Raw genomic sequence first — 20543 nt, forward strand, 5'->3', positions numbered from 1 at the left:
TTGATTCGCTGCTGCCGTATCGGTGCCGGCAGCGATGCGGTATCAGGCGGGCGCTGCGCTGCAAGCGCGCGCAGCATCTCGCCCAGTGCGTGTTCGGCCTGCGTCCTGCCCTGGCGTGCGGCCGCCAGGGCCGCTGCGCGACCTGCGTGTACCGCATCGCGGGCCGCGTCGGCGGCGCTGGTCGTCGGTGCGGCCTCGTCAGTTGCATCGAGGCGCGGGGCCGGTGTGCTCACTGAGTAGCCTCCGCATCCGCCTCGTACGACCCATTGCTGGACGCGGGTGCGGTACCGAAATCGCGGAGCGAAATAACGCCGTTGTTGACCTGCAGCAACGCAGCCAGGCTGTCGTTATGGATGGCGAACACGCAGCTGTTGCCATCCTGGCCCAGCACGCCATGGCTGGGCCGGTTGGCCGCCAGGAATGCCTGTGCAGACTGCATGTAGAGGCGGATTGCATCGCTCGCTGCCTGGTTGTCGCCGCCGCCCTGGTAGCGGGTGTGTTGGACGATCTGTTGGGCGGCCAGCGATAACCGCGCAAAGCCGATCTGGCGACCGCGCGCCAGCCATTCGGCAACGCTCATTGCGACCTCGTTGGGCGAGGGCAGCCCCTGCACTTGTGGGCAATCCAGGGCAGTGAACAGCAGCGGCAGCAGTGTCTGCAGTGCCGAGGACGCGGCAAGCGCGCGCTCGTCCTCAGTGGCGAGCGTGGCGGTGCAGGCCAGATAGAAGCGGTAGTAATCGCAAAATTCCAGCGGTGTGCGCGCCTGCTCGATGGCGAATGCGGCGGCCTCCTGCTGCAGCGCAGGCGTCACGTTGGCTGGCGGCGCTTCGGCGGCCAGTTGGCGCAGCGCCAGGCTTTCCTCCAGGTCCAGCGACTGGAACACCCCGGCGCCGTCGACCTTCAACTGCGTCAGAAGACTACGGCCTGCGGCCAGGTCGCTTGCGGTAAACAAGGCGTTGTCGTGAAAAATGCGCTGCAGCTGCGCCTTGACCACCGACCCGGTATCGCCGGATTCTGCCTGCGCGAGCGTGCCCAGGTCGGCCGGGCTCAAGGTCATCAGCTTGACCGGGCTGACCTTCAGCGCCAGCTGCGGCAGCAAGGTCAGGCGCGAGCCATGCAGACCTTGCTGCACCTCGTCGAGCAAGCTGGTCTCGTCGGGGAAGTCATAGCGCGCGCCGGGCGACTGGATCGCCCAGTCCAGCCATTGCGTGCCTCCATCAATAAACGCCATGGCCTGCCTGCCCAGTGACGACAACATCCTTGGCATCGAGATCAGGCGGCCTGCGATCGAAACGGACATTGCATGACTCCTTGTGGATTCAACCAGCGGGGAAATTCTTCAGCACCAGCCCTGCCGCCGAACCGATCCTGGCGAAGTCGTCGGTGGCGCCCTGCATCAGTGCCTGCGCCTGGACGAGCGCGACAACATATTTTTCGTCGCCGGTGGCCAGGTATTGCGCCATCGCCACGCCGACCGCGGTGGTCGCGATGGTCGAGACATTGCGCAGTGCGTCGGTGGCGTCCTGTACTGCGATGGCAGTCGATTGCGCCACCGATTGATAGGCCTTACCGGCCCCGCTGGTCAGTACGACCTGCGGGCTCATGGTCGCAAGCTGCACCTGGTTGATGACGTCGATGACCTGCGCATTGACCTTTGTCGGTTCCATCTTGGTTCCCATGGAAGGATCTGCGGCCTTTCAATCAGGCCTGGTGATAGAGGAGAAGCACGCCATCTGCGCAGACGGTCTATGACTGCACAGATGGCGTAGATGTAGATGGAGATGCAGCGCTAGATGGAGATGCATCAGAAGCAGCAGGTGCAGATGCAGGAGCACCAGAGGCTGCGCCAGTGGCTGGAGTTGCGAGTGCAGCTGTGGGTGCAGCAGCAGAAGCATCAGAAGTGGCAGCATGATCTGGGCCGGCGCCGGTGGCGGGAGGACTGATGGGCAGAGGGGGCGGCACGCTCAGCGCATGCACTTGCATCAGGTCGGCGGTTGCGGTCGCCGCGTTTGCCGACGCGCCCTGCGCCTGCGTTTTCAGCACATCGACGGCCACCTTGGCTTCCGCAGCGGCGGCCGCGATCAGCGCTGCCGGCGCAGGCGGTGAGGGAGGCGGGCCTGGCAATGGCGCAACCGTCGGCGCAGGACCAGGTGGTGCCGGTGGCAGCGGCGCCGGAACCGGGAACGGTGCGGAAATCATCTTGGCGCAAGCCGCGGTGATCGCTGCGGCATTGATCATGCCGGCGCCCTGCTGCCGGTTGACCGCGTTGTGCATCGCCATGCCCAGCGTCTCCAGCATCACGGCATCGAGCATGCCGAGCGCCTGCGCAGGTGCCTGACCGGTGGTCAGCGTCACGATGCTGCTGACGGCGTCGACGATCTGGCTGTTCACGGTACTGTCGTCGATCATGACGAAGTCGCTCCCTTCTGGATGATTAAGGCAAGAATCTGGGTGAGGGCGGCATCGGCAAGCACCTGTCCGCGTTGCTGGCCGGCGACGGCGTTTTCCATCGCCAGTGCGATCGAGTCCGCTAGCGCCAGATACGTCGCGCCCATTGCAAAAGCCGGGGCCTGCCCGATGGTCAGCGCCGCGCCCGTGGCGGCAGTGCCGACCAGGCTGGCCACGCTTGCGGCACCTGCACTGGGCTGCATGACCGTGCGCTGGCGTTTGCGTGCTAGGCCAACAACGGCCTGCGCTGGGCAACGCTGACCGATGCCGCGAACAGGACGCTGGTCTGTGGCTCGTGTTTGCACGCGTACTGCAAGGCCACGCCGTTGTGTACGCGTTCGAGGAGTGCGAAATTGCCGTACGGCACGTCGATCACGCTGTCCGACTGCTGGCGGTAGACCAAGGGCTCAACGCCGGGAATCACCGGCAGGATGCCGTCGAACTCGATGTTCATCACCGCTTTCTGGTGCGGCGCGAACGTCGCCACAATGGTGCGGCCTCTGATCAGTCTCACAACCACGTCCAGTGTGTTGGACGTGGGGACATGATGTAGTTGCAACATGATGCGTCCTTTCTCGATGCGTCCAAGGGTTAGGTCAGAGCGGCAATGGCAGTGCAGACCGGGCGCCGCTCTTGTGGCGGCAGCGGCGCCCGGTTGCCGCTTACCGAAGCCCGGCGCTCAGGATTTCCCGGGTGGCGACGCCATCGGACGCGGTGTCGATCGCATACAAGGTGGACACACCCTGGGTCGTCGATGCCTGCATCGTCACGTAGGACTGCTGCTGGTTGTTGGTGGCGTTGTGGGCGGCGTTGGACAGCGCCTGGCTGGTGGCAACGAACAGGTTGCCCATTGCGATCGCCGGCGCATCGCCGAGGACCTTGGTGTTGACCTGGGAAACCGAATCGGTGATCTGGCTGTTGACGGCAGTCGGAAAGGCCATGGTGATAGCTCCTTGAGGTAGTGAAAGAAGGAAGACGCTGCGGCGTTAGCGGTTAGCCGAGCATCTTCTTGGTGGCGGCGCCCGTGGCGCCGGTATCGAGCGAATACAGCAGCGAAACACCCATCGTGGTCGCCGCTTGTGCGGTGATGTACATCTGCTGTTGCGCGAGCGTTGCGTTGTGGGCTGCGTTTGCCAACGCCTGCGCGGTGGCCTGGTACAGATTGCCCATGGCTGCGGCAGGGGAGCTTCCCAGTACCTGCAGGTTGGCCTGGGTGACCGAGTCGGTAATCTGGTCGTTGACGGCGGTGGGAAATGCCATGCGCGAATGTCCTTGGCGTCAGCCTGGCGATTAAACGCTCAGGATCTGCTTGGTGGTCACACCGGTGGTGGCGGTGTCGATGGAGTACAGCATCGCCACGCCCATGGTGGTGGCCGACTGCGCGGTGACATAGCTCTGCTGCTGCGCGTTGGTCGCGTTGTGGGCAGCGTTTGCGAGCGCTTGCGCGGTTGCCTGATACAAATTGCCCATGGCGATCGCGGGCGCGTCGCCCAGCACCTTGGTATTGACCTGGGTAACGGAATCGGTGATTTGGCTATTGACTGCGGTCGGGAATGCCATTTCTTGCTCCTTATGGTTCAGGGGTCGATGCGATTAACTCAGCCCAGGCCTTTGACGCCGGTGCTCAGGATCTCCTTGGTCGCCACTCCGGTAGTGGCGGTATCGATGGAGTAGAGCGTGGCGACCCCCATCGTGGTGGCTGACTGTGCGGTGACGTAACTTTGCTGCTGCGCATTGGTCGCGTTGTGCGCGGCATTCGCCAACGCTTGTGCGGTGGCCTGGTACAGATTGCCCATGGCAATGGCCGGTGCATCGCCCAATACCTTGGTATTGGCTTGTGTGACGGAGTCGGTGATCTGGTCGTTGACGGCGGTGGGAAATGCCATGTTTTTCTCCTTGGAATTGAATGACGGTTGGAGTGCTTGAAAAACGCGACGGTGTCGAGGTTTGGCAGATCGTTGGCCTGTCGAGAGAATGCTGCGGTGCCACCGCATCACCGTGTCGCCACAATAGAGCGCCATCGGTTTGGGGAATTGGGGTTAACGATGGCAATCACGGGGTTAACGACGTGAATGCGGCGCTGCTTTAGCGCTGCACCTGACTTAATACCGCTTTTATCGAATCTTGCCGCGCGTTCAGCGGTAAATCGCGATGCGGTTTGCATTAAATCCATGCAGAAACGATGAGGGCGCGGTAGTTGGCAGTCGCGATGATCTTTGAACGTTTTTTCGCTTGATGGCTCTGGCTGCGCCAAGCGCTGCATGTTGTGCGCGCGATCGCGTTTCCGATGTGTGCCGGACGATCAGATGCGTGTCGATGGCTGGCTGCGGCTGAGTCTGCTAATGCGCGCGTGTTGGCTTGCCATCGACGCAGGATTCGGCTTTATGCGTGAGACGCATCCATGGTTGGTGGTGCGCTGCCAGTGATGAGCAGGGTTTGCGTCCGTTGCTTTGCCAGTGCGAGCGCTGCGAGCCTGTGATTGACCAATACCTCATTGGGTGCGAGTGCAGATGCCGGGTCGTGTCTGCGCGACGCGCGCTATCTGCGCGCTCTGGCCCGGTATGCGCGGTCATGCGCGATGCGTTGGGTTTACGTCAATCCACACGGTATGTGTGGGCACAGAGTGGTGCCTCAAATCGACGATGGAAGAGATGGATGACAGTGGGGTGTGCACGCAGCAGCTGCGACGTTCCACCCGCTTGTCTCACCGCTGGCTCAGCGCGCGGATACCACGCTTGCGCCAGCATCTTGCTGGGTGCCAAACCTGTGTTTTTCGCTTCCCCGACCAGCCATTTGCTCGCGCGGGCAAGACACATCAAGCGCTACGCGAACCAACCGCGTGCGCGCACCGTCAAGCGGTGATCGACAGCAGATGACGGCGCTGTCGATCACCCCTAGCATCAGCGCTTGCTCAGGCTCTGCACCGCTTCCACCAGTACGCCGACATGGTCGGGATTCATATCCGGCGACATGCCGTGGCCGAGGTTGAACACGTGACCCTCGCGTGAGCCGCCGTTGCCCTGCGCGTAGCTTTCCAGGGTCTTGCCGACTTCGCTGCGGATCGCTTCGGGCGAGCCGTACAGGGTGGCCGGGTCCAGGTTGCCCTGCAGGGCAACGCGGCCGCCGGCGCGCTGGGCGGCGTCGGCCAGCGAGATGGTCCAGTCCACACCCACCGCTTCGGCACCGCTGGCGGCCAGGTCGGCCACGTAGGCGCCGTTGCCCTTGCCGAACAACACCAGCGGAGTGCGCTGCGCGCCGTCGCCGCGTTCGAGCTCACGCGCGATGCGGGTGAGGTAGGGCAGCGAAAATTCGCGGTACATCGCCGGCGACAGCACGCCGCCCCAGGTGTCGAACACCTGCAGCGCCTGCGCACCGGCCGCACGTTGTGCGGACAGGTAGGCAATCACCGCATCGGTCACCGTGCTGAGCAGGTGGTGCAGCACGTCCGGAGCATTGAAGGCCATCGCCTTGATGCGCGCGTATTCCTTGCTGCCGCCGCCTTCGATCATGTAGCAGGCCAGCGTCCATGGGCTGCCGGAGAAGCCGATCAGCGGCACCGCGCCGTCCAGCTCACGGCGGATCAGGCGCACCGCGTCCATCACGTAGCGCAGCTCGGTTTCCATGTCCGGCACGCCCAGGCGATGGATGGCGGCGGCATCGCGCACCGGGTGACGGAACTTGGGGCCTTCGCCTTCGACGAAGTAAAGCTCCAGGCCCATCGCATCGGGGATGGTGAGGATGTCGGAGAACAGGATCGCCGCGTCCAGCGGAAACCGCGCCAGTGGCTGCAAGGTCACTTCGCAGGCGATATCCGGGTTCTTGGCCATGCCCAGGAAGCTGCCGGCGCGCGCGCGGGTGGCGCGGTATTCCGGTAAGTAGCGGCCCGCCTGGCGCATCAACCACACGGGCGTGCGGTCCACGGGCTGACGGTTGAGGGCGCGCAGCAGACGATCGTTCTTGAGCATGGGAGATGTGTCCTCAGCGCGGCGCGTCGGCGCCGCCGGTGATGAGTTGGAAGCCGCGTTTGAGTTGGGTGTCGCGGGCCTTTTCGAACGCCCGGTCGGCCTCGTCCTGCAGCAGGTACTGGTCGCGTCGCAGTTGCGTGCGCCCACCGATCTGGCCGCTTTCGCGCAGCAGTTCCCAGCCACCGAACAGGTCCGGTTGCAGGGTCAGCTGGACGTAGCGGAGCGGCTCGTTGCCGCCGGAATCGTGTTGCAGGAGGATGCGCATGCGCCCGATTGTAGCCGGGCAGTGCTGAAGGCTGGGGGCAGTGGGCGCGCCGCGCTGCTCCGGTTACGAAGCTTCATCAGGTCCAGTGTGGCTGTCGGGAAAGCCCGCGCGCGCTGATCCGCTCCTACGCAACCGACGCTTCGCGTTGCACGCGCCGCAGTGTGCACACGCTCCGTAGGAGCGCACTCGGGCGCGAACGGGGTTGACCGGTGAGGCCCGTCGCGCCCAGGTGCGCTCCTACGGGCGCAGGGGGCTGTCGGACCAGTGAGTGCCGGGGTCCGGGGCGGCGATCGACGGTGGTGTTGCGTAGCTGTCTCGCAATCCGTGCCCGCCCTGTCTGGCTGACCTCACTCTCAGCCGGCCAGGTGCAATCTCAATCGGCCAAGGTCATCGAAGCCCGGCAGGTCGCAACCCACCGTCGACCGGCGAAGGTCAACATCGACCGGCCAACCTCCATCTCAACCGACAAACGCTCACCTCAACCCACCATCACGGCCTCACCCCGCCAGAATCCGCAGCACCGCCGCCTCGTCCACATCGGGCACCACTTCGGCCTTGCCGATGCCGCGCCACAGCACCAGGCGCAGGCGGCCGGCGACGTTCTTCTTGTCCAGGCGCATGCGCCCCAGCAGGGACTCGGGCGACAGGCCGGGCGGGATCTCGGTGGGCAGGTCGAACTCCTGCAGCAGGGTGCGCAGTGCGTCGGTGTCCTGTGCCTCGCTCATACCCAGCGCGGCCGACAGGCGCGCGGCCAGCACCATGCCTACCGCCACCGCTTCGCCATGGTTGAGGTTGTCGTTGCCGGGCGCGCCATAGCCTTGCTCGGTTTCGATGGCGTGGCCGAAGGTGTGGCCCAGGTTGAGCAGGGCGCGCTCGCCCTTTTCCAGCGGGTCGCGCGCCACGATCTCGGCCTTGTGTTCGCAGCTGCGGGCGATGGCCTGTGCCAGCGCCGCCGCATCGCTGTCGAGCAAGGCGCGGCATTCGGCGTGCAGCCACTGGAAGAACAGCGGGTCGCGGATGGCGCCGTACTTGATCACCTCGGCCAGGCCGGCGCGCAGTTCGCGGGCGGGCAGGGTGAGCAGGGTGTCGGTATCGGCGATCACCGCGCGTGGTGGATGGAAGGCGCCGACCAGGTTCTTGCCCTGCGGGATATCCACCGCGGTCTTGCCGCCGACCGACGAATCCACCATCGCCAGCAGGCTGGTGGGCAGCTGCACGCAGTCCACGCCACGCATCCAGCAGGCGGCGGCGAAGCCGGCCAGGTCGCCGACCACGCCGCCGCCGAGCGCGAACACGCAGGCATCGCGCGTGGCGCCCAGTTCGGCCAGCGCGGTGATGGCGGCGCCGAAGTTGTCCAGCGTCTTGGAGGCTTCGCCGGCGGCGATCACCAGCTCGCCCAGTTGCAGGTCCGGGCGCGCCTGCAGCAGCGCGCTGCGCACGCCGGCCGCATAGTGCGGCGCCACCTGCGTGTCGCTGAGCAGCAGCACGTGACGGCCGCGCACATGGCTGGCCAGGCGCGCGCCATCGGCCAGCAGGCCAGGCGCAATGGTGATGGTGTACGGCTGCGCACCGTCGACATCGACGCTGCGCGAGGAACGGGGAAGTGTCATGCGGGGGTACTCGACATGCGCCATTGCGCAGCCAGGCGCAGCACCAGCTGCGCGGTGGCCTCGGCGGGGGAGAAATGATCGGTTTCCAGGGTGAGGTCGGCAACCTCCTGATACAGCGGAGTGCGATGCGCGGCCATCGCGTGCAGCACCTGCTCGCGGTCGGCACGCTGCAGCAGCGGGCGATTGCGGTCGCGCGCCAGCCGGGTGAGTTGCGCCGGCACGCTCACGTGCAGATAGACCACAAACCCGCGCTCACGAATCCGCGCGCGGTTGAGCGGATCCAGCACTGCGCCGCCACCGGTGGAAATGAGTTTGTTGTCCTGTTGCAGCAGCGTCTGCAAGGTCTGGGCTTCCTGCTGCCGAAAGTGCGCTTCGCCATGTTGTTCGAAGATCGCCGGGATGCTGCTGCCCACGTGTTCGACAATGGCCTGATCCACATCCACGAACTCCAGCCCGAAGCGCTCGGCCAGGCGGCGGCCGATGCAGCTTTTTCCGGCGCCCATCGGGCCGATCATCACGAGATTGGGTGCGGGGTTCATGCGCAGGGATCGTAGCATTCGCCTTCGCACTCGCGTATCGGGCGGCTCGACGCGGCTCATCGGTGCGGCCCACGCAGAGCCGGTGATTGCCACAACACGTAGGCGCCGATGGCAATGCCAATTGCACAGGCGGCGACAGCCGTGCCATGCGACAAGCGCGTGCAATGCGCCCACAATGGGCGCTTCTCCTGCTGCCACCTACCGTCATGCCCGATCTGTACGCAGAAGCGCTTGCCACCTTTACCGCGTTGTATGCCGAGGCGCAGAACAGCGCCGAACTGGAAGCCAGCGCAATGACCGTGGCCACCGCCAACGTGGACGGGCGGCCGAGCGCGCGCACCGTGTTGCTCAAGGCCTTCGACACGCGCGGATTCGTGTTTTACACGCATCTGGACAGCGCAAAGGGCCGCGATCTGCAGACCCATCCGCAGGCGGCGCTGCTGTTCTTGTGGCGCAGCCTGCGCGAAGCCGGCATCCAGGTGCGTATCGAAGGCGGTGTACAGCTGGTCAGCGCGGACGAATCGGACGCGTATTTCGCCTCGCGCCCGCGCATGAGCCAGATCGGCGCGTGGGCGTCGCTGCAATCGCAGACGCTGGGCTCGCGCGAGGAGTTCGATGCGGCGATCGCCAAGGTCGAAGCGACTTTCGAAGGCCGCGAGGTGCCGCGTCCGGACGGCTGGGGCGGCTTCCGGGTGGTGCCGCAGGCGTTCGAGTTCTGGTACGGCGCCAAGTTCCGGCTACACGAGCGCTGGCGCTACGAGGCCGATGCGGCCAGCCGGTGGACCAAACGCATGCTGTATCCGTGAGTGCGCAGGCCGGGTGGCGGGTGCGCGCGGCGGTCGGTGCCGATGCGCGGGCCTTGCGCCTGGCCTTGTGGCCGGATGCCGACGATGACGCGGACCAACTGCAGGCGGCGCTCGTGCGCTCGGACGCCAGTCATCTGCTGGCAGTAGACGACGCGGATGCGGCACCGGAGTTTGCCGAGCTATCGGTGCGCCACGACTACGTCAATGGCACCGAAAGCACCCCGGTTGGCTTTCTGGAACGGGGGGTAGGTGGTTCCGGCCTGGCGCGGCCGCGGACTCGGTCGTGCGCTGGTGGCAGCGGCGGCCCAGTGGACCCGGGAGCGGGGCTGCGCGGAGCTGGCCTCCGATGCGCGGCTGGAAGACAGCGACGCGCAGGCGGCGCATGCGGCGTGCGGTTTCGAGCCAACTGAACGGGGGGCTGCTTCCGCCTGCAGCTTGCCTGACCAGCGGACTTGCGGCCCTTTCTGCCGGTCGCAGACAGTCTGTAGTATGTCCGCCCATTGCACGCTCTTGCTGCATCACATCGCCCCATGACCGAAGGACAGGACATCCTATGACGCAGTACACCACTGTCGAATTGCACGGCCTGCTGGCCGAGCGCTACCGCGGCGAGCCGATCGAGGTCGAACTGATCGACGGGCTGGAGCCGGCCATCAACCTCACCCTGGCCGACCACGGCGACATGCAGATCCAGGTTGCCGCCTCCGGCTCGCAGGTGTTCGTTTCCACGCTGCTGGCCAACGCCGACCAGGTCAACGACCGCGCAGCGTTCAACGATGCCTGCCTGCGGCTCAATCCGCTCAACCCGTTGTCCAACCTGGGCCTGGTCCAGGTCGATGGCAAGGATAGCTATGTGGTCTTCGGCGAGCTGTCGGCGTCGTCCACGCTCGACCAGATCGACGAGGAAATCCAGACCCTGGCGGCCAATACGCTGGATGCCGCCGAATCTCTCAAGCCGTTCTTTTCCTAAAGGCGTGTTGTCATGAGTATTTTTTCCAAACTGATCACGCTGCTGCGTGGTACTGCACACGAAACCGGCCAGAAAGCGGTCGACGCCAATGCGTTGCGCATCCTGGACCAGGAAATGCGCGATGCCGGCGCCCAGCTGACGCGCTCGCGCGAAGAGCTGACCAAACTGATGGCGCAGAGCAAGCTGGCGCAGCAGAAGATCGACGCACGTGCCGGCAAGATGGCCGAATACACCCGCTACATCGAAGGCGCATTGGCGAAGAACGACGAGGCACTGGCGCACGACGTGGCGGTCAAGCTGGCCGCGCTGGAAAGCGAAGACGCCGGCGACAAGGCCTCCAAGACAGCGCTGGACCAATCGGTGGTGACGCTCAAGGCCACCATCCAGAAGACCGAAAACCAGCTGCGCGGCATGCGCCAGCAGATCGATACCGTCAAGGCGACCGATGCGGTGCAGAAGGCGCAGGCCGCCATCGCTGCGCGGCATTCCGGTGCCAGCAGCAAGATGGGCTCGGCACTGGAATCGCTGGAGCGCATCAAGGCGCGCCAGGCCGAAACCTCCGCCCGCATCGAATCGGCCGAAGAGCTCGAATCGTCCACCGGCGATGGCGATCTGAATCGACGTCTGGCCGCAGCCGGCCTGATGGAAGGCGAATCCAATGCGGCCGCGGTGCTGGCACGCTTCAAGAAGCCGGCCGCCCAACTCGGCCACGACACCGCCAGCGGGACCGCGCCGTTGATCGGGCAGGTGCGCGATGTGCAGCAGGTTCCCCGCAGCGACAGCTGACCCGTAACGCCACGGCACAGGACGCGCCATGATCATTGTTGGAAAGCTGTTCCGGGTCTTGCGGCGCCACGTGCGCCGCGTCAGTTGGGGCATGGTGGCGCTGGCGCTGCTGGCCCACATGGGCCTGAGCTGGGCGTTGCTGTGGCTGGCCGGCGAGCACAAGCTCGTCGGTCTGGACGCGTTTCCGTATTACTACATGACTACCGCCACCACCATCGGCTATGGCGACCTGTCGCCGGGCTCGGTGCCCGGGCGCTATATCGCCGCGTTTGTGTTGATGCCGGGCGCAGTGGCGTTGTTCGCCACGGTGCTGGCCAAGACCAGCGGCGTCCTCATCACGTTTTGGAGGCGCCATTCCATGGGCAAGATGGCCTACGCCGATTTGACCGGGCACACCATTCTGATCGGCTGGCAGGGCACTGCCTCCACGCGCTTGCTGGAGCTGCTGCTATCGGACACCGCCACCGACGACGAAGGCGTGGTGCTGATCGCCGAAGGCGTCGCTGAAAACCCGATGCCCGACCATATGCGCTTTGTCGCCGCCGAGTCGTACACGCATACCGAGGTGTATCTGCGCGCCGGCATTGCGGGCGCGGCGCGGGTGATCGTCAACCCACCGTCCGACGACCAGACCCTGGCGGCGGTGTTCGCGTTGATGGCGCATGCGCCGCGCGCGCATGTGGTGGCGCACTTCGACTCGGCCAGCGCCGCGCGCCTGGTCAATCACCATTACCCGGCCATCGAGTGCACGCGCCCGATGACCGCCGAAATCCTGGCCCGCGCCGCGCAGGACCCGGGCAGTGCCGCCATCACCGCCGAGTTGTTGTCGGTGGACGATGGCCCCACCCAGTTCAGTCTTGCCGTGCCTGCGGAGGTGGATGCGCTGGATTACAGCCGGCTCGCCGCCGATTTCAGCCAGCGCGGTGCCTTGCTGCTGGGCCTGCGTGCGCCCGATGGCGCGTTGCGCTTGAATCCGTCAGCACGCACCGCTGTCGCCGGCGGTGCCATGCTGTATTACCTGGCCGAACAGCGGGTGCCTGCGCAGGCGATTGCGTGGCAGGCATTGCGTGCTTCGGCCGCCCCCATTCCTGCATCGCCACAAGGTGTCTGACGATGAGTTTTTTCAGCAAGTTGTTCGGCCAACCGCAACCGCCACCGTTGCCCAGCTCCGGCACCGGCGCCATCGGGCACGCACTGCCGTTGGGCTTGCGCGTGGGGGGGCAGGTGGCCATCGATACCACGCTGTACCGCATGGCGCCGGATGCCATGACCGCCGAGTTGCCGGGCGGCAATCAGGGCATCCCGTGCTATGGCCACGTCAATCTGGGCGATGGCTATTCGCTGCACCGGTTCTATCTGGACGACGATGCGTTTTTGCAGGTCACCACCGTGGGCGGCGATCTGGAGGCGATGAAGGCGTTCGTGTATTGCGAGACGGTGAACCCGCCGAGCAAGCAGGCGTTTCAGGAGTTCGTGATGCAGCACCCGCACCTGGGCGCGGCGCAGATCGAGTACGCCGGCAAACGCTGGGAGCGCGCCACCCAATCCACCGACGACAGTGCGCGTATCCCGCCGATCGCCTACGACGAGGTGCTGTACCGCTATCAGCCGCCGCGCCGCGATGGCGACCTGACCCATTACGCCATGCTCTACAGCCGCGACGTGCCGGAGCTGCAGCGCGAAGAATTCTTGCTGGTGACCGGCGAGGATTCCGGCCCCAACGAATTCTGCGTGACCTACGCAGTCGGTATCGACGTCACCGTCGCCGATCTGGACATCACCTGAGCGCGCGCTCGCCCTTCACTCAACCGGTCCTGTCATGAATCCGATCAATCTGCAGAGTTTTCTCGCGTTTCTTTCCTACTTCGGTACCGGCCTGGGCGTGTTGATCGTCGCGGTGGTGCTGGTGACCCTGGTCACCCCGCACAAGGATTTCACCTTGCTGCGGCAAGGCAATGTGGCCGCCGCCACCGCACTGGCCGGCAACCTCATTGGGGTGGCGCTGCCGCTGCATTCGGCCATCACCCATTCGGTGAGTCTGATCGATGCCTTGATCTGGGGCGTGGTCGCCTGCGGCATCCAGGTGGTGGCGTATCTGCTGGCCAACCTGGTGGCCGGGCGCATCTCGCGGCAGATCACCGACAACGTCGCCGCCGCCGGTATTTTTTCTGCCGGCGTGTCGATTGCGGTTGGCCTGATCAACGCCGCAGCGATCACGCCGTAACGGAGCCTGCGCCATGAAGCGATCACGCAATCTCAAGCTCACCCTGATGGCGGCATTGCCGGCCGCGCTGGTCACCGGCTGCGGCTCGGAGCCAGAAACCGGCGTGGTGCTGCAGTCGGCTTCCGACTGCTACCAGGTCAAGCAGGAACAGAACGACATCCAGCAATGCCTCAAGGCCTACGACGAGGCGGTGGCCAAGCACCAGCAGGCCGCGCCGCGTTTCAACACCCGCTACGAGTGCGACGAACAGTTCGGTAGCTGCACTGCGGTGCAGAACCAGGGCCAGCAGAGCTGGATTCCGCCGATGGGCGGTTTTTTGCTGGGTTACGCGCTGGGCAACATGACCGGCGGTGGCGGCTATCGCTATGGCGGTTCGATTCCGTTGTATCGCGATTACCGCAGCGGCGGTTATTACAAGCCCAATGGCGATCTGGCCAGCAATCGCATCGGCACCGTACGCGGGCGTAGCGGCGCGATCGACATGCCGACGCGCGCGATCACCGTGTCGCGCTCGGGCTTTGGCTCCAGCGCGGCGGCACGCAGCTCGTTCGGCAGCGGCGGGCGCAGTTCCGGGTTCGGCGGCTGACATGCAACGTATCGCAGTTGCCGAACGCCCGGATTGGCGCGCGCAGGCCGAGTCGCTCGGCTTCCATTTCCACACCATCGACGGCGAGCCGTATTGGGACGAGCGCGCCTATTACGCGTTTTCGTTGCGGCAGATCGAAGACGACATCGAAGCACCCACCCAAGACCTGCACGACATGGCGATGCAGCTGGTGGACGAAGTGGTCGGCTCCGAGGCGCTGCTGACCAAGCTGGCCATCCCGCCGTTTTACTGGGACTGGATCGCCAGCTCCTGGAAGAACCGCGACCCGCATCTGTATGGCCGCATGGACCTGGCGTACTCCGGCAACGGCCCGGCCAAGTTGTACGAGCTCAATTACGACACGCCCACCTCGCTGTATGAGGCTGCGTATTTCCAGTGGTTGTGGCTGGAGCAGCAGATCGCCGCCGGCGTGCTGCCCGCCGGCACCGATCAATACAACCTGATCCAGGATCTGTTGTGCGAAACGCTGGGCGCGCTGGCGGTGGATGGCGCGTTGGGTGCGCAGATGCATTTTTCGGCGGTGCGCGACTCGCTGGAAGACCGCGCCACCGTGCGTTATCTGCGCGATTGCGCGCATCAGGTCGGCATTGCGACCGAAGAAGTCGCCATCGAAGACATCGGCCTGAGCGCCGAAGGCTGGTTCACCGATGACCAGGACCGCGTGATCCAGACCTTGTTCAAGCTGTATCCGCTGGAATTCATGATGGAAGAGCGCTTCGGCCCGGCGTTGATCGCCAACCGCGTGCGCCTGATCGAACCGGCATGGAAATCGGTATTGAGCAACAAGGGCATCCTGCCGCTGCTGTGGGAACGCCATGAAGGGCATCCCAATCTGCTGGCAGCGCGCTTTGCGCAGGCCGGCGAGGTACCCGCCGCCGGTTGGGTACGCAAACCGCTGCTCTCGCGCGAAGGCGCCAACATCGCGCTGGTCACTGCGCAAGGCGAGGCCGCACACACCGATGGCCCGTATGTGGACGGCCCGGCGATCCTGCAGGCGCACCACCCGCTGCCGGTCTTCGATGGCCGCCATGCGCTGGTGGGCAGTTGGGTGGTGGCCGATCGCCCTGCCGGGTTGGGCATGCGCGACGACGATGGCCCGATTACCCGCGACACCTCGCGCTTCGTGCCGCATGTGATCGTGGACTGATTTCAACGCGTCGGCGCGTTGCAGATAGGCGATGTGGTCGTACCGACGATGCGCATCACGCGTGTCCAGGCAACTGCGGCATTTGCGTTGCATACGCCGCAGTTGCGCGCAAGCCCTGCGCGCTGTGCGACGCAGCGCAGGTTTTCCACACCCCCTGTGGATGGAACTTGCACAAGGCTGTGGACAACTGCGTGCAGGCCCCGGCCCGCAACGCTGTCAAGATGGGTGGCGAAAAAATGACCAATCGCTCGCGGTGGGCGATCAGGAGCGTTTTGCGCAGCGATCTCGGCAGGGTCGGCAAAGTCCTTGATCGGCTCTGCGTCGCGATGTCACTGCGGATGCAGTCGGCCAACCGGGCATGATCGTTTGCGCAAGGCCTGCCCGATGCACGACGTATCCGCGTCGATCCGATGCGCATGCGGCATCGGCCTATCTCGGCACCACGACTCACCGCGCCAACCACGCAGCCCTCGTCACACCCGCCGCGCCACAAAAAAGCCCGCCATCGCCAGCAACCAGGCCAGCGCGAACACGCTCAGGTAGGCCGCCCATGGTGCCGACGCCAAGAGCGCGGCGAAGAGCGCGCCTGCCAGTGCCAGCATGCCGGCAACGGCAATCGCTTCGCTCAGCTGCATCGCAGAGCTGTTGGCGCCTTGCTGCGCCGGTGGCGACAAGGCCAGCGTCAGCACCGACAGGCTGGGATACACCAGGCCCATGCCCAGGCCGGTCAGCGCCCAGCCGGCGACTGCCAGCGGCACCGGAATCGCCGGCCACACCGCGCCTGCGCCGATCACGATGCCCAGCGTCATCAGCAGCGCGCCGGTCTTGAGCAGGCGCGGCCGCGACCAACCTGCGCGGCTGTGGCCCTGGTACCACGAACCGCTGAACCAGCCGAGCGCGCCCACGCTCAGTGCCACGCCCGCCAGCAGTGGCGTGAGCCCGCGTTCGCGCGACAGCAGCAACGGCAAGAACGCCTCGAACCCGAAGAACGCCGCCGCGGCAATGCCGCGCAGCGCGATCACGCTGGGCAACCCGCGCGCCAGCCGCAGCGTGCCGGCCGGCAACAGCTGCCACGCGCAATACACCGTGAGCATCAGCGGCGGCAGCATCGCGCCCAGCGCAGTCATGCCGTGCAACTGACCGCCCAGATACACGCCCAGTACGCCCAATGCCGCGCCGATGGCCCAGCCCAGCGACGCAGTCGGCGCGGCCGGATCCGCATTGGTCCAGCTCCGCCCGCGCAATGCCGGCCACAGCATCAGTCCGGCCGGGATCGCCAGCAGCGGCACCGACAGAAACACCCAACGCCAGCCCACGTGCTGCACGATCAACCCGCTGATGCTCGGCCCGATCAACGACGGCACCACCCAGCCGGCGGAGAATGCCGCAAACACGCGTGGCCGCAACGCTTCCGGATACAGCCGCCCGACAATCACGTACAACGCCACCGAATACGCGCCGGCGCCCAGGCCCTGCAACAGGCGCCCGGCGATCAGCCACGGCATGCTCGGCGCCAGTCCGGCGATCAATAGCCCGATCACAAAACACAGCAGCCCGACGCCCAGCGCGCCGCCGGGGCCGCGACGGTCGCTCCAGCGCCCGGCGGCGGTCATGCCCACCACGCTGGTGGCCAGGGTGCCGCCGAAGGCCAGCGCATACAGGGGCAAGCCGTTCAACTCGCGCGCCACGGTGGGCATGGCGGCGGCCACCGCCAGCGACTCGAAGGCATTGAGCGATACCAGCGCGACCATGCCGAGTGTGGCGGCGCGATACGGCGCTGCCAGGATCGAGGTGGGGTGCGCGGGGTGGGGCGGTGTGGCGGGCAGGGCGGTATCGTTGGGCATCGAACATCCAGAGCGAGTGAGCAGGGGCGTGACCGTGGCGCTTGCGTCGGTCATGGCCGCGCAGCATCCTGCCTCAACCAAGGTTGAGGTCAAGGCAATGCAGCGTGAGTTGTCGGTGGGCGAAGTGGCCAAGCGCAGTGGCGTGGCGGTGTCGGCATTGCATTTCTATGAGCGCAAAGGCCTGATCCGCAGCCTGCGTACTGCAGGCAACCAACGGCGTTACGCGCGCGATGTGTTGCGGCGCATCGCGGTGATTCGTGTCGCGCAACGGCTCGGGGTGCCCTTGCAGCAGGTGCTGGATGCGTTCTCGGTATTGCCGGATCAGCGCACGCCCACGCGCGCGGAATGGGCGCGCATGTCCGCGCGCTGGCGCGGGCAGCTGGATGCGCGCATCAGCGAACTGCAGGCCTTGCGCGACCAGCTCACCGATTGCATCGGCTGCGGCTGCCTGTCGTTGCAGCGCTGCCGCTTGAGCAATCCGGACGACGCACTCGGCGCGGACGGTGAGGGGGCTTTGCGACTGGGCAGCTTGATTCCGGAATAAGAGCGGCTACCAAAACGTAGCGAGCGGGCGCCTGGCGGTGAGTCTGGTGTTGTCGGCCGTGTCTTGGTGGATGCGGTCAGAAGTCCAGGTCAAACGCTGAGTGGATCGAATGCGCGGTGCCCTCGTCGCTCGCGGGTCACGCCGTGAACCCGTCCATGCCGCCACACGGCCCCGCAAGCGGCGAGGACACCGCACCAGAGAGTTTGCTGGCTGCTTTACTCAACGCCATGCATCCCGACCATCCCGACTGGTCCTTGCCCGCCCACCCTTGCGGGACCTTACGCGGCATGGATGCCGCGTAAGCGCTTAAACGGACGTACTTGCAGCGTGTCCCGCGATGGTAGGTGGGCAAGGGCCCTGCAACCAAGAGCAGCTAACAAAACGACTGTGCTCACCGCCAGGCGGGCGCGGCCGGTGCTCGGAATCGGCATGTACCCCTCGTACACTCAGGTTCTGAGCGCGCCGTCCACACCCACCTGACGACTACGCGCTACGTTTTGTTAGCCACTCTAAGCCGCAGATCAGCCGCTCTGCGATAGGCAGGCGTGGGTTGGTTTTGGTAGCGGTTCTCAGCATCACCGGCATGGCCGTCGCACAGATCGTCGAGCGGAGCGCTGCTGCTGCGGAATCGTGCAGCGCCATCCGGGACCAATGGCATTCCCGCGCGCGGCGCGCCGCGCCTTAGGATGGAAGCCCCCCACGCCGCAGGATTTCGCATGACCCCCACCGTGCGCCGATCGCTTACCGTTGCATTGTCACTGGCATGCGTTGCCGCGCCCGCACTTGCCGCTCCCGCACCAGCCAGTTCCGCAACCGCAGTACCCGCACCGGCCAGCCCTTTCGATCCACTGGCCTTGTTCGCACCGTTGCACTTGCCCGATGCACCCAATGCCTACCGCAGTGGCAGTGGCGTGCCCGGGCCGTTGTTCTGGCAGAACCGTGCCGACTACCAGCTCGACGCGCGCATCGATCCGGCCAGCCACACGCTCAGCGGCACCGCCGCCATCCATTACACCAACCACAGCCCGGACACGCTGGACGTGCTGTGGCTGCAGCTGGACCAGAACATGTACCGCGCCGACGCGCGCGCGGCGGCCAGCCGTCCATCGCGGCGCACCCAGTTCACCGAGGGCATGCAGATCGCCAGCGTGGAGATCGAGCGCGATGGCCGCCGCCAGCCCGTGCACTTCGTGGTGGACGACACCCGCATGCGGGTGGATCTGCCGCAGCCGCTGGCCGGGCAGGGCAAGGCGCTGACGCTGCAGATCCGTTACCGCTACCGCATTCCCGGCACCTGGGGCGGGCGCACCGCCTACAGCGCCAGCAAGCAGGGCGAGATCTACGAAATTGCGCAGTGGTACCCGCGCATGGCCGTGTACGACGATCTGCGCGGCTGGGACACGCAACCGTATCTGGGCTCGGAGTTCTATCTGGAGTACGGCGACTTCGATTACGCGGTGACCGTGCCGGATGGATTTCTGGTGGCCGGCTCCGGTGCGTTGACCAACCCGGCCGAGGTGCTCAGCCGCGCCGAGCAGCAACGTCTGCAACAGGCGCGCGACAGCGACCGCACGGTGCTGATCCGCACGCCTGCAGAGGTCGCCGCACGCGCAGCGGCGCCGGCAGGCAACGGCACGCGCACCTGGCGCTTCCATATGGAGCACACGCGCGATGTCGCGTTTGCCGCATCGCCTGCGTTCGTCTGGGATGCCGCACGCATCAACCTGCCGGGCGGCAAGCAGTCGCTGGCGATGTCGGTGTACCCGGTGGAAGGTGTGGGCGCGGATAAATGGAACCGCTCCACCGAATACGTTAAAGGTGCGATCGAACATTTTGCCCAGTGGTATGCGTACCCGTGGCCGGCTGCGATCAACCTGGGCGGCTATGGCGCGGGTATGGAGTATCCGGGCATCGTCTTCGATGGCTTCGAAGACGGCGGCAAGGACCTGTTCTGGATCACTGCCCACGAGATCGGCCACACCTGGTTCCCGATGATCGTCGGCTCCAACGAACGCCGCCATGCCTTCATGGACGAAGGCTTCAATACCTTCATCGATGTGTACGCATCGGATGCTTTCAACAAGGGCGAATACGCGCCCAAGCGCGACTCGGAATATGCGCCCAAGGGCGGAAACCCGGTCGATGAAATCCTGCCGTTGCTGGCGGACCGCACGGCACCCACCTTGATGGATATCGCCGATGCCACCAGCGAAACCTACCGTCATCCGCTGACCTATTTCAAAGGCGCGTTGGGGTTGGTGTTGCTGCGCGAGCAGATTCTGGGGCCGGAGCGCTTCGATCCGGCATTTCGCAAATACATCGCCACCTGGGCTTACAAACATCCCACGCCTTCGGATTTTTTCCGGTTGATGGAAAGCGAAAGCGGTGAAGACCTGAGCTGGTGGTGGCGCGGCTGGTATTTCAATAACTGGCAGCTGGACATGGGTATCGCCCGCGCGCAGTACGTCGATCACGACCCGGCCAAGGGGCTGCAGCTCACTCTGCGTAGCCGGCAGAAGCTGGTGATGCCGGTCACCGTGCGCGTGGATCTGGCCGACGGCAGCCACCTGGACCGTCGCGTGCCGGTGGAGACCTGGCTGCAGAACACCGCCCCGACGTTGACGCTGCCCACCACGCAGAAAGTGCTGCACGTGACTCTGGACCCGGATCATGCGCTGCCGGATGCCGACCGCAGCGACGATCGCGTGGATGTGATCGGCTGACCGTCGCCAGCGCGCGCGGGCTGACGATCCCGCTGACCGATGCGCGCACTTGACGCGCGCGGCAA

At 65.6% G+C, this 20543-nt stretch carries 24 protein-coding genes, 1 other RNA gene and 1 pseudogene; 12 read left to right on the forward strand and 14 right to left on the reverse strand.

From position 1 onward, the window contains the following. Positions 1–229 precede the first annotated feature (229 nt). The 13 genes from ACCQ06_RS07780 to ACCQ06_RS07840 all read right to left on the reverse strand — a co-directional run bounded on the left by ACCQ06_RS07780 (position 230) and on the right by ACCQ06_RS07840 (position 8827). Positions 230–1300, reverse strand: coding sequence for a hypothetical protein (locus ACCQ06_RS07780; RefSeq protein ID WP_316691624.1), 1071 nt, complete (start codon positions 1298–1300; stop codon positions 230–232). A gap of 19 nt (positions 1301–1319) precedes the next feature. Further along, positions 1320–1667, reverse strand: a complete 348-nt coding sequence (locus ACCQ06_RS07785) for a hypothetical protein (RefSeq protein WP_104614593.1) — start codon at positions 1665–1667, stop codon at positions 1320–1322. Positions 1668–1746: 79 nt separating this feature from the next. Further along, positions 1747–2409, reverse strand: coding sequence for a RebB family R body protein (locus ACCQ06_RS07790; protein ID WP_316691625.1), 663 nt, complete (start codon positions 2407–2409; stop codon positions 1747–1749). Next, on the reverse strand, positions 2406–2651 hold the full coding sequence (locus tag ACCQ06_RS07795) for a RebB family R body protein (protein ID WP_372365414.1): 246 nt from the start codon (positions 2649–2651) through the stop codon (positions 2406–2408). Before ACCQ06_RS07795 ends, ACCQ06_RS07790 begins: the two co-directional genes overlap by 4 nt. 23 nt (positions 2652–2674) lie before the next feature. Continuing rightward, positions 2675–2962, reverse strand: a complete 288-nt coding sequence (locus tag ACCQ06_RS07800) for a hypothetical protein (RefSeq protein ID WP_316691627.1) — start codon at positions 2960–2962, stop codon at positions 2675–2677. 148 nt (positions 2963–3110) lie between these two features. Beyond that, positions 3111–3389, reverse strand: a complete 279-nt coding sequence (locus ACCQ06_RS07805; RefSeq protein ID WP_104614476.1) for a RebB family R body protein — start codon at positions 3387–3389, stop codon at positions 3111–3113. Between the two features lie 52 nt (positions 3390–3441). Then, positions 3442–3708: a RebB family R body protein gene (locus tag ACCQ06_RS07810; RefSeq protein ID WP_055849430.1), complete on the reverse strand. Its 267-nt coding sequence runs from the start codon at positions 3706–3708 to the stop codon at positions 3442–3444. Between the two features lie 30 nt (positions 3709–3738). Further along, positions 3739–4008 (reverse strand): RebB family R body protein, encoded by a 270-nt coding sequence (locus ACCQ06_RS07815; protein WP_104614477.1) that lies wholly within the window; start codon positions 4006–4008, stop codon positions 3739–3741. 38 nt (positions 4009–4046) lie between these two features. Continuing rightward, positions 4047–4334, reverse strand: a complete 288-nt coding sequence (locus ACCQ06_RS07820) for a RebB family R body protein (protein ID WP_104614478.1) — start codon at positions 4332–4334, stop codon at positions 4047–4049. Positions 4335–5348: 1014 nt separating this feature from the next. Then, entirely contained in the window at positions 5349–6413 is a 1065-nt protein-coding gene (hemE, locus tag ACCQ06_RS07825) for a uroporphyrinogen decarboxylase (protein ID WP_316691628.1), read from the reverse strand. Between the two features lie 13 nt (positions 6414–6426). Continuing rightward, entirely contained in the window at positions 6427–6678 is a 252-nt protein-coding gene (locus ACCQ06_RS07830) for a WGR domain-containing protein (RefSeq protein ID WP_039414382.1), read from the reverse strand. Positions 6679–7175: 497 nt separating this feature from the next. After that, positions 7176–8288 carry a 3-dehydroquinate synthase gene (aroB, locus tag ACCQ06_RS07835; RefSeq protein ID WP_316691629.1) on the reverse strand — a complete coding sequence of 371 codons (1113 nt, stop codon included), beginning with the start codon at positions 8286–8288 and terminating at the stop codon, positions 7176–7178. After that, positions 8285–8827: a shikimate kinase gene (locus tag ACCQ06_RS07840; RefSeq protein ID WP_104614481.1), complete on the reverse strand. Its 543-nt coding sequence runs from the start codon at positions 8825–8827 to the stop codon at positions 8285–8287. The genes aroB and ACCQ06_RS07840 overlap by 4 nt, the downstream gene beginning before the upstream one ends. A 206-nt stretch (positions 8828–9033) precedes the next feature. Between ACCQ06_RS07840 and pdxH the strand changes: the two genes are divergently transcribed. The 9 genes and pseudogenes from pdxH (at position 9034) to ACCQ06_RS07885 (ending at position 15367) form a co-directional block, all read left to right on the forward strand. Then, a complete protein-coding gene (pdxH, locus tag ACCQ06_RS07845) occupies positions 9034–9633 on the forward strand; it encodes a pyridoxamine 5'-phosphate oxidase (RefSeq protein ID WP_055849447.1) in 600 nt (199 codons plus the stop codon). 20 nt (positions 9634–9653) lie between these two features. Continuing rightward, positions 9654–10047: pseudogene (locus ACCQ06_RS07850) on the forward strand (GNAT family N-acetyltransferase); the annotation flags it as partial. A gap of 139 nt (positions 10048–10186) precedes the next feature. After that, positions 10187–10603, forward strand: coding sequence for a YjfI family protein (locus tag ACCQ06_RS07855; RefSeq protein ID WP_104614482.1), 417 nt, complete (start codon positions 10187–10189; stop codon positions 10601–10603). Between the two features lie 12 nt (positions 10604–10615). Continuing rightward, entirely contained in the window at positions 10616–11389 is a 774-nt protein-coding gene (locus ACCQ06_RS07860) for a PspA/IM30 family protein (RefSeq protein WP_011037963.1), read from the forward strand. Between the two features lie 28 nt (positions 11390–11417). After that, positions 11418–12500, forward strand: coding sequence for a potassium channel family protein (locus ACCQ06_RS07865; protein WP_228324250.1), 1083 nt, complete (start codon positions 11418–11420; stop codon positions 12498–12500). Continuing rightward, positions 12497–13174, forward strand: coding sequence for a YjfK family protein (locus ACCQ06_RS07870; RefSeq protein ID WP_193552497.1), 678 nt, complete (start codon positions 12497–12499; stop codon positions 13172–13174). The genes ACCQ06_RS07865 and ACCQ06_RS07870 overlap by 4 nt, the downstream gene beginning before the upstream one ends. A 34-nt stretch (positions 13175–13208) precedes the next feature. Beyond that, positions 13209–13613: a DUF350 domain-containing protein gene (locus ACCQ06_RS07875; RefSeq protein ID WP_115513533.1), complete on the forward strand. Its 405-nt coding sequence runs from the start codon at positions 13209–13211 to the stop codon at positions 13611–13613. A gap of 13 nt (positions 13614–13626) precedes the next feature. Continuing rightward, complete coding sequence (locus ACCQ06_RS07880) at positions 13627–14199, forward strand: DUF1190 domain-containing protein (RefSeq protein ID WP_104614486.1); 573 nt, start codon at positions 13627–13629, stop codon at positions 14197–14199. A gap of 1 nt (position 14200) precedes the next feature. Continuing rightward, positions 14201–15367, forward strand: coding sequence for a glutathionylspermidine synthase family protein (locus ACCQ06_RS07885; protein WP_316691630.1), 1167 nt, complete (start codon positions 14201–14203; stop codon positions 15365–15367). A gap of 473 nt (positions 15368–15840) precedes the next feature. On the opposite strand, the gene ACCQ06_RS07890 is transcribed toward ACCQ06_RS07885, so the two are convergent. Further along, positions 15841–17211: an MFS transporter gene (locus tag ACCQ06_RS07890; RefSeq protein WP_316691631.1), complete on the reverse strand. Its 1371-nt coding sequence runs from the start codon at positions 17209–17211 to the stop codon at positions 15841–15843. A 97-nt stretch (positions 17212–17308) separates the two neighbouring features. Between ACCQ06_RS07890 and soxR the strand changes: the two genes are divergently transcribed. The 3 genes from soxR to ACCQ06_RS07905 all read left to right on the forward strand — a co-directional run bounded on the left by soxR (position 17309) and on the right by ACCQ06_RS07905 (position 20478). After that, positions 17309–17755, forward strand: a complete 447-nt coding sequence (soxR, locus tag ACCQ06_RS07895; RefSeq protein WP_316692520.1) for a redox-sensitive transcriptional activator SoxR — start codon at positions 17309–17311, stop codon at positions 17753–17755. Between the two features lie 429 nt (positions 17756–18184). Beyond that, positions 18185–18261: non-coding RNA, sX9 sRNA (locus ACCQ06_RS07900), on the forward strand. 210 nt (positions 18262–18471) lie between these two features. Further along, positions 18472–20478: a M1 family metallopeptidase gene (locus ACCQ06_RS07905; RefSeq protein WP_316691632.1), complete on the forward strand. Its 2007-nt coding sequence runs from the start codon at positions 18472–18474 to the stop codon at positions 20476–20478. Positions 20479–20543 lie beyond the last annotated feature (65 nt).

Source organism: Xanthomonas sp. NCPPB 4467 (assembly GCF_041475665.2).
Taxonomy (GTDB): Bacteria; Pseudomonadota; Gammaproteobacteria; order Xanthomonadales; family Xanthomonadaceae; genus Xanthomonas; species Xanthomonas dyei.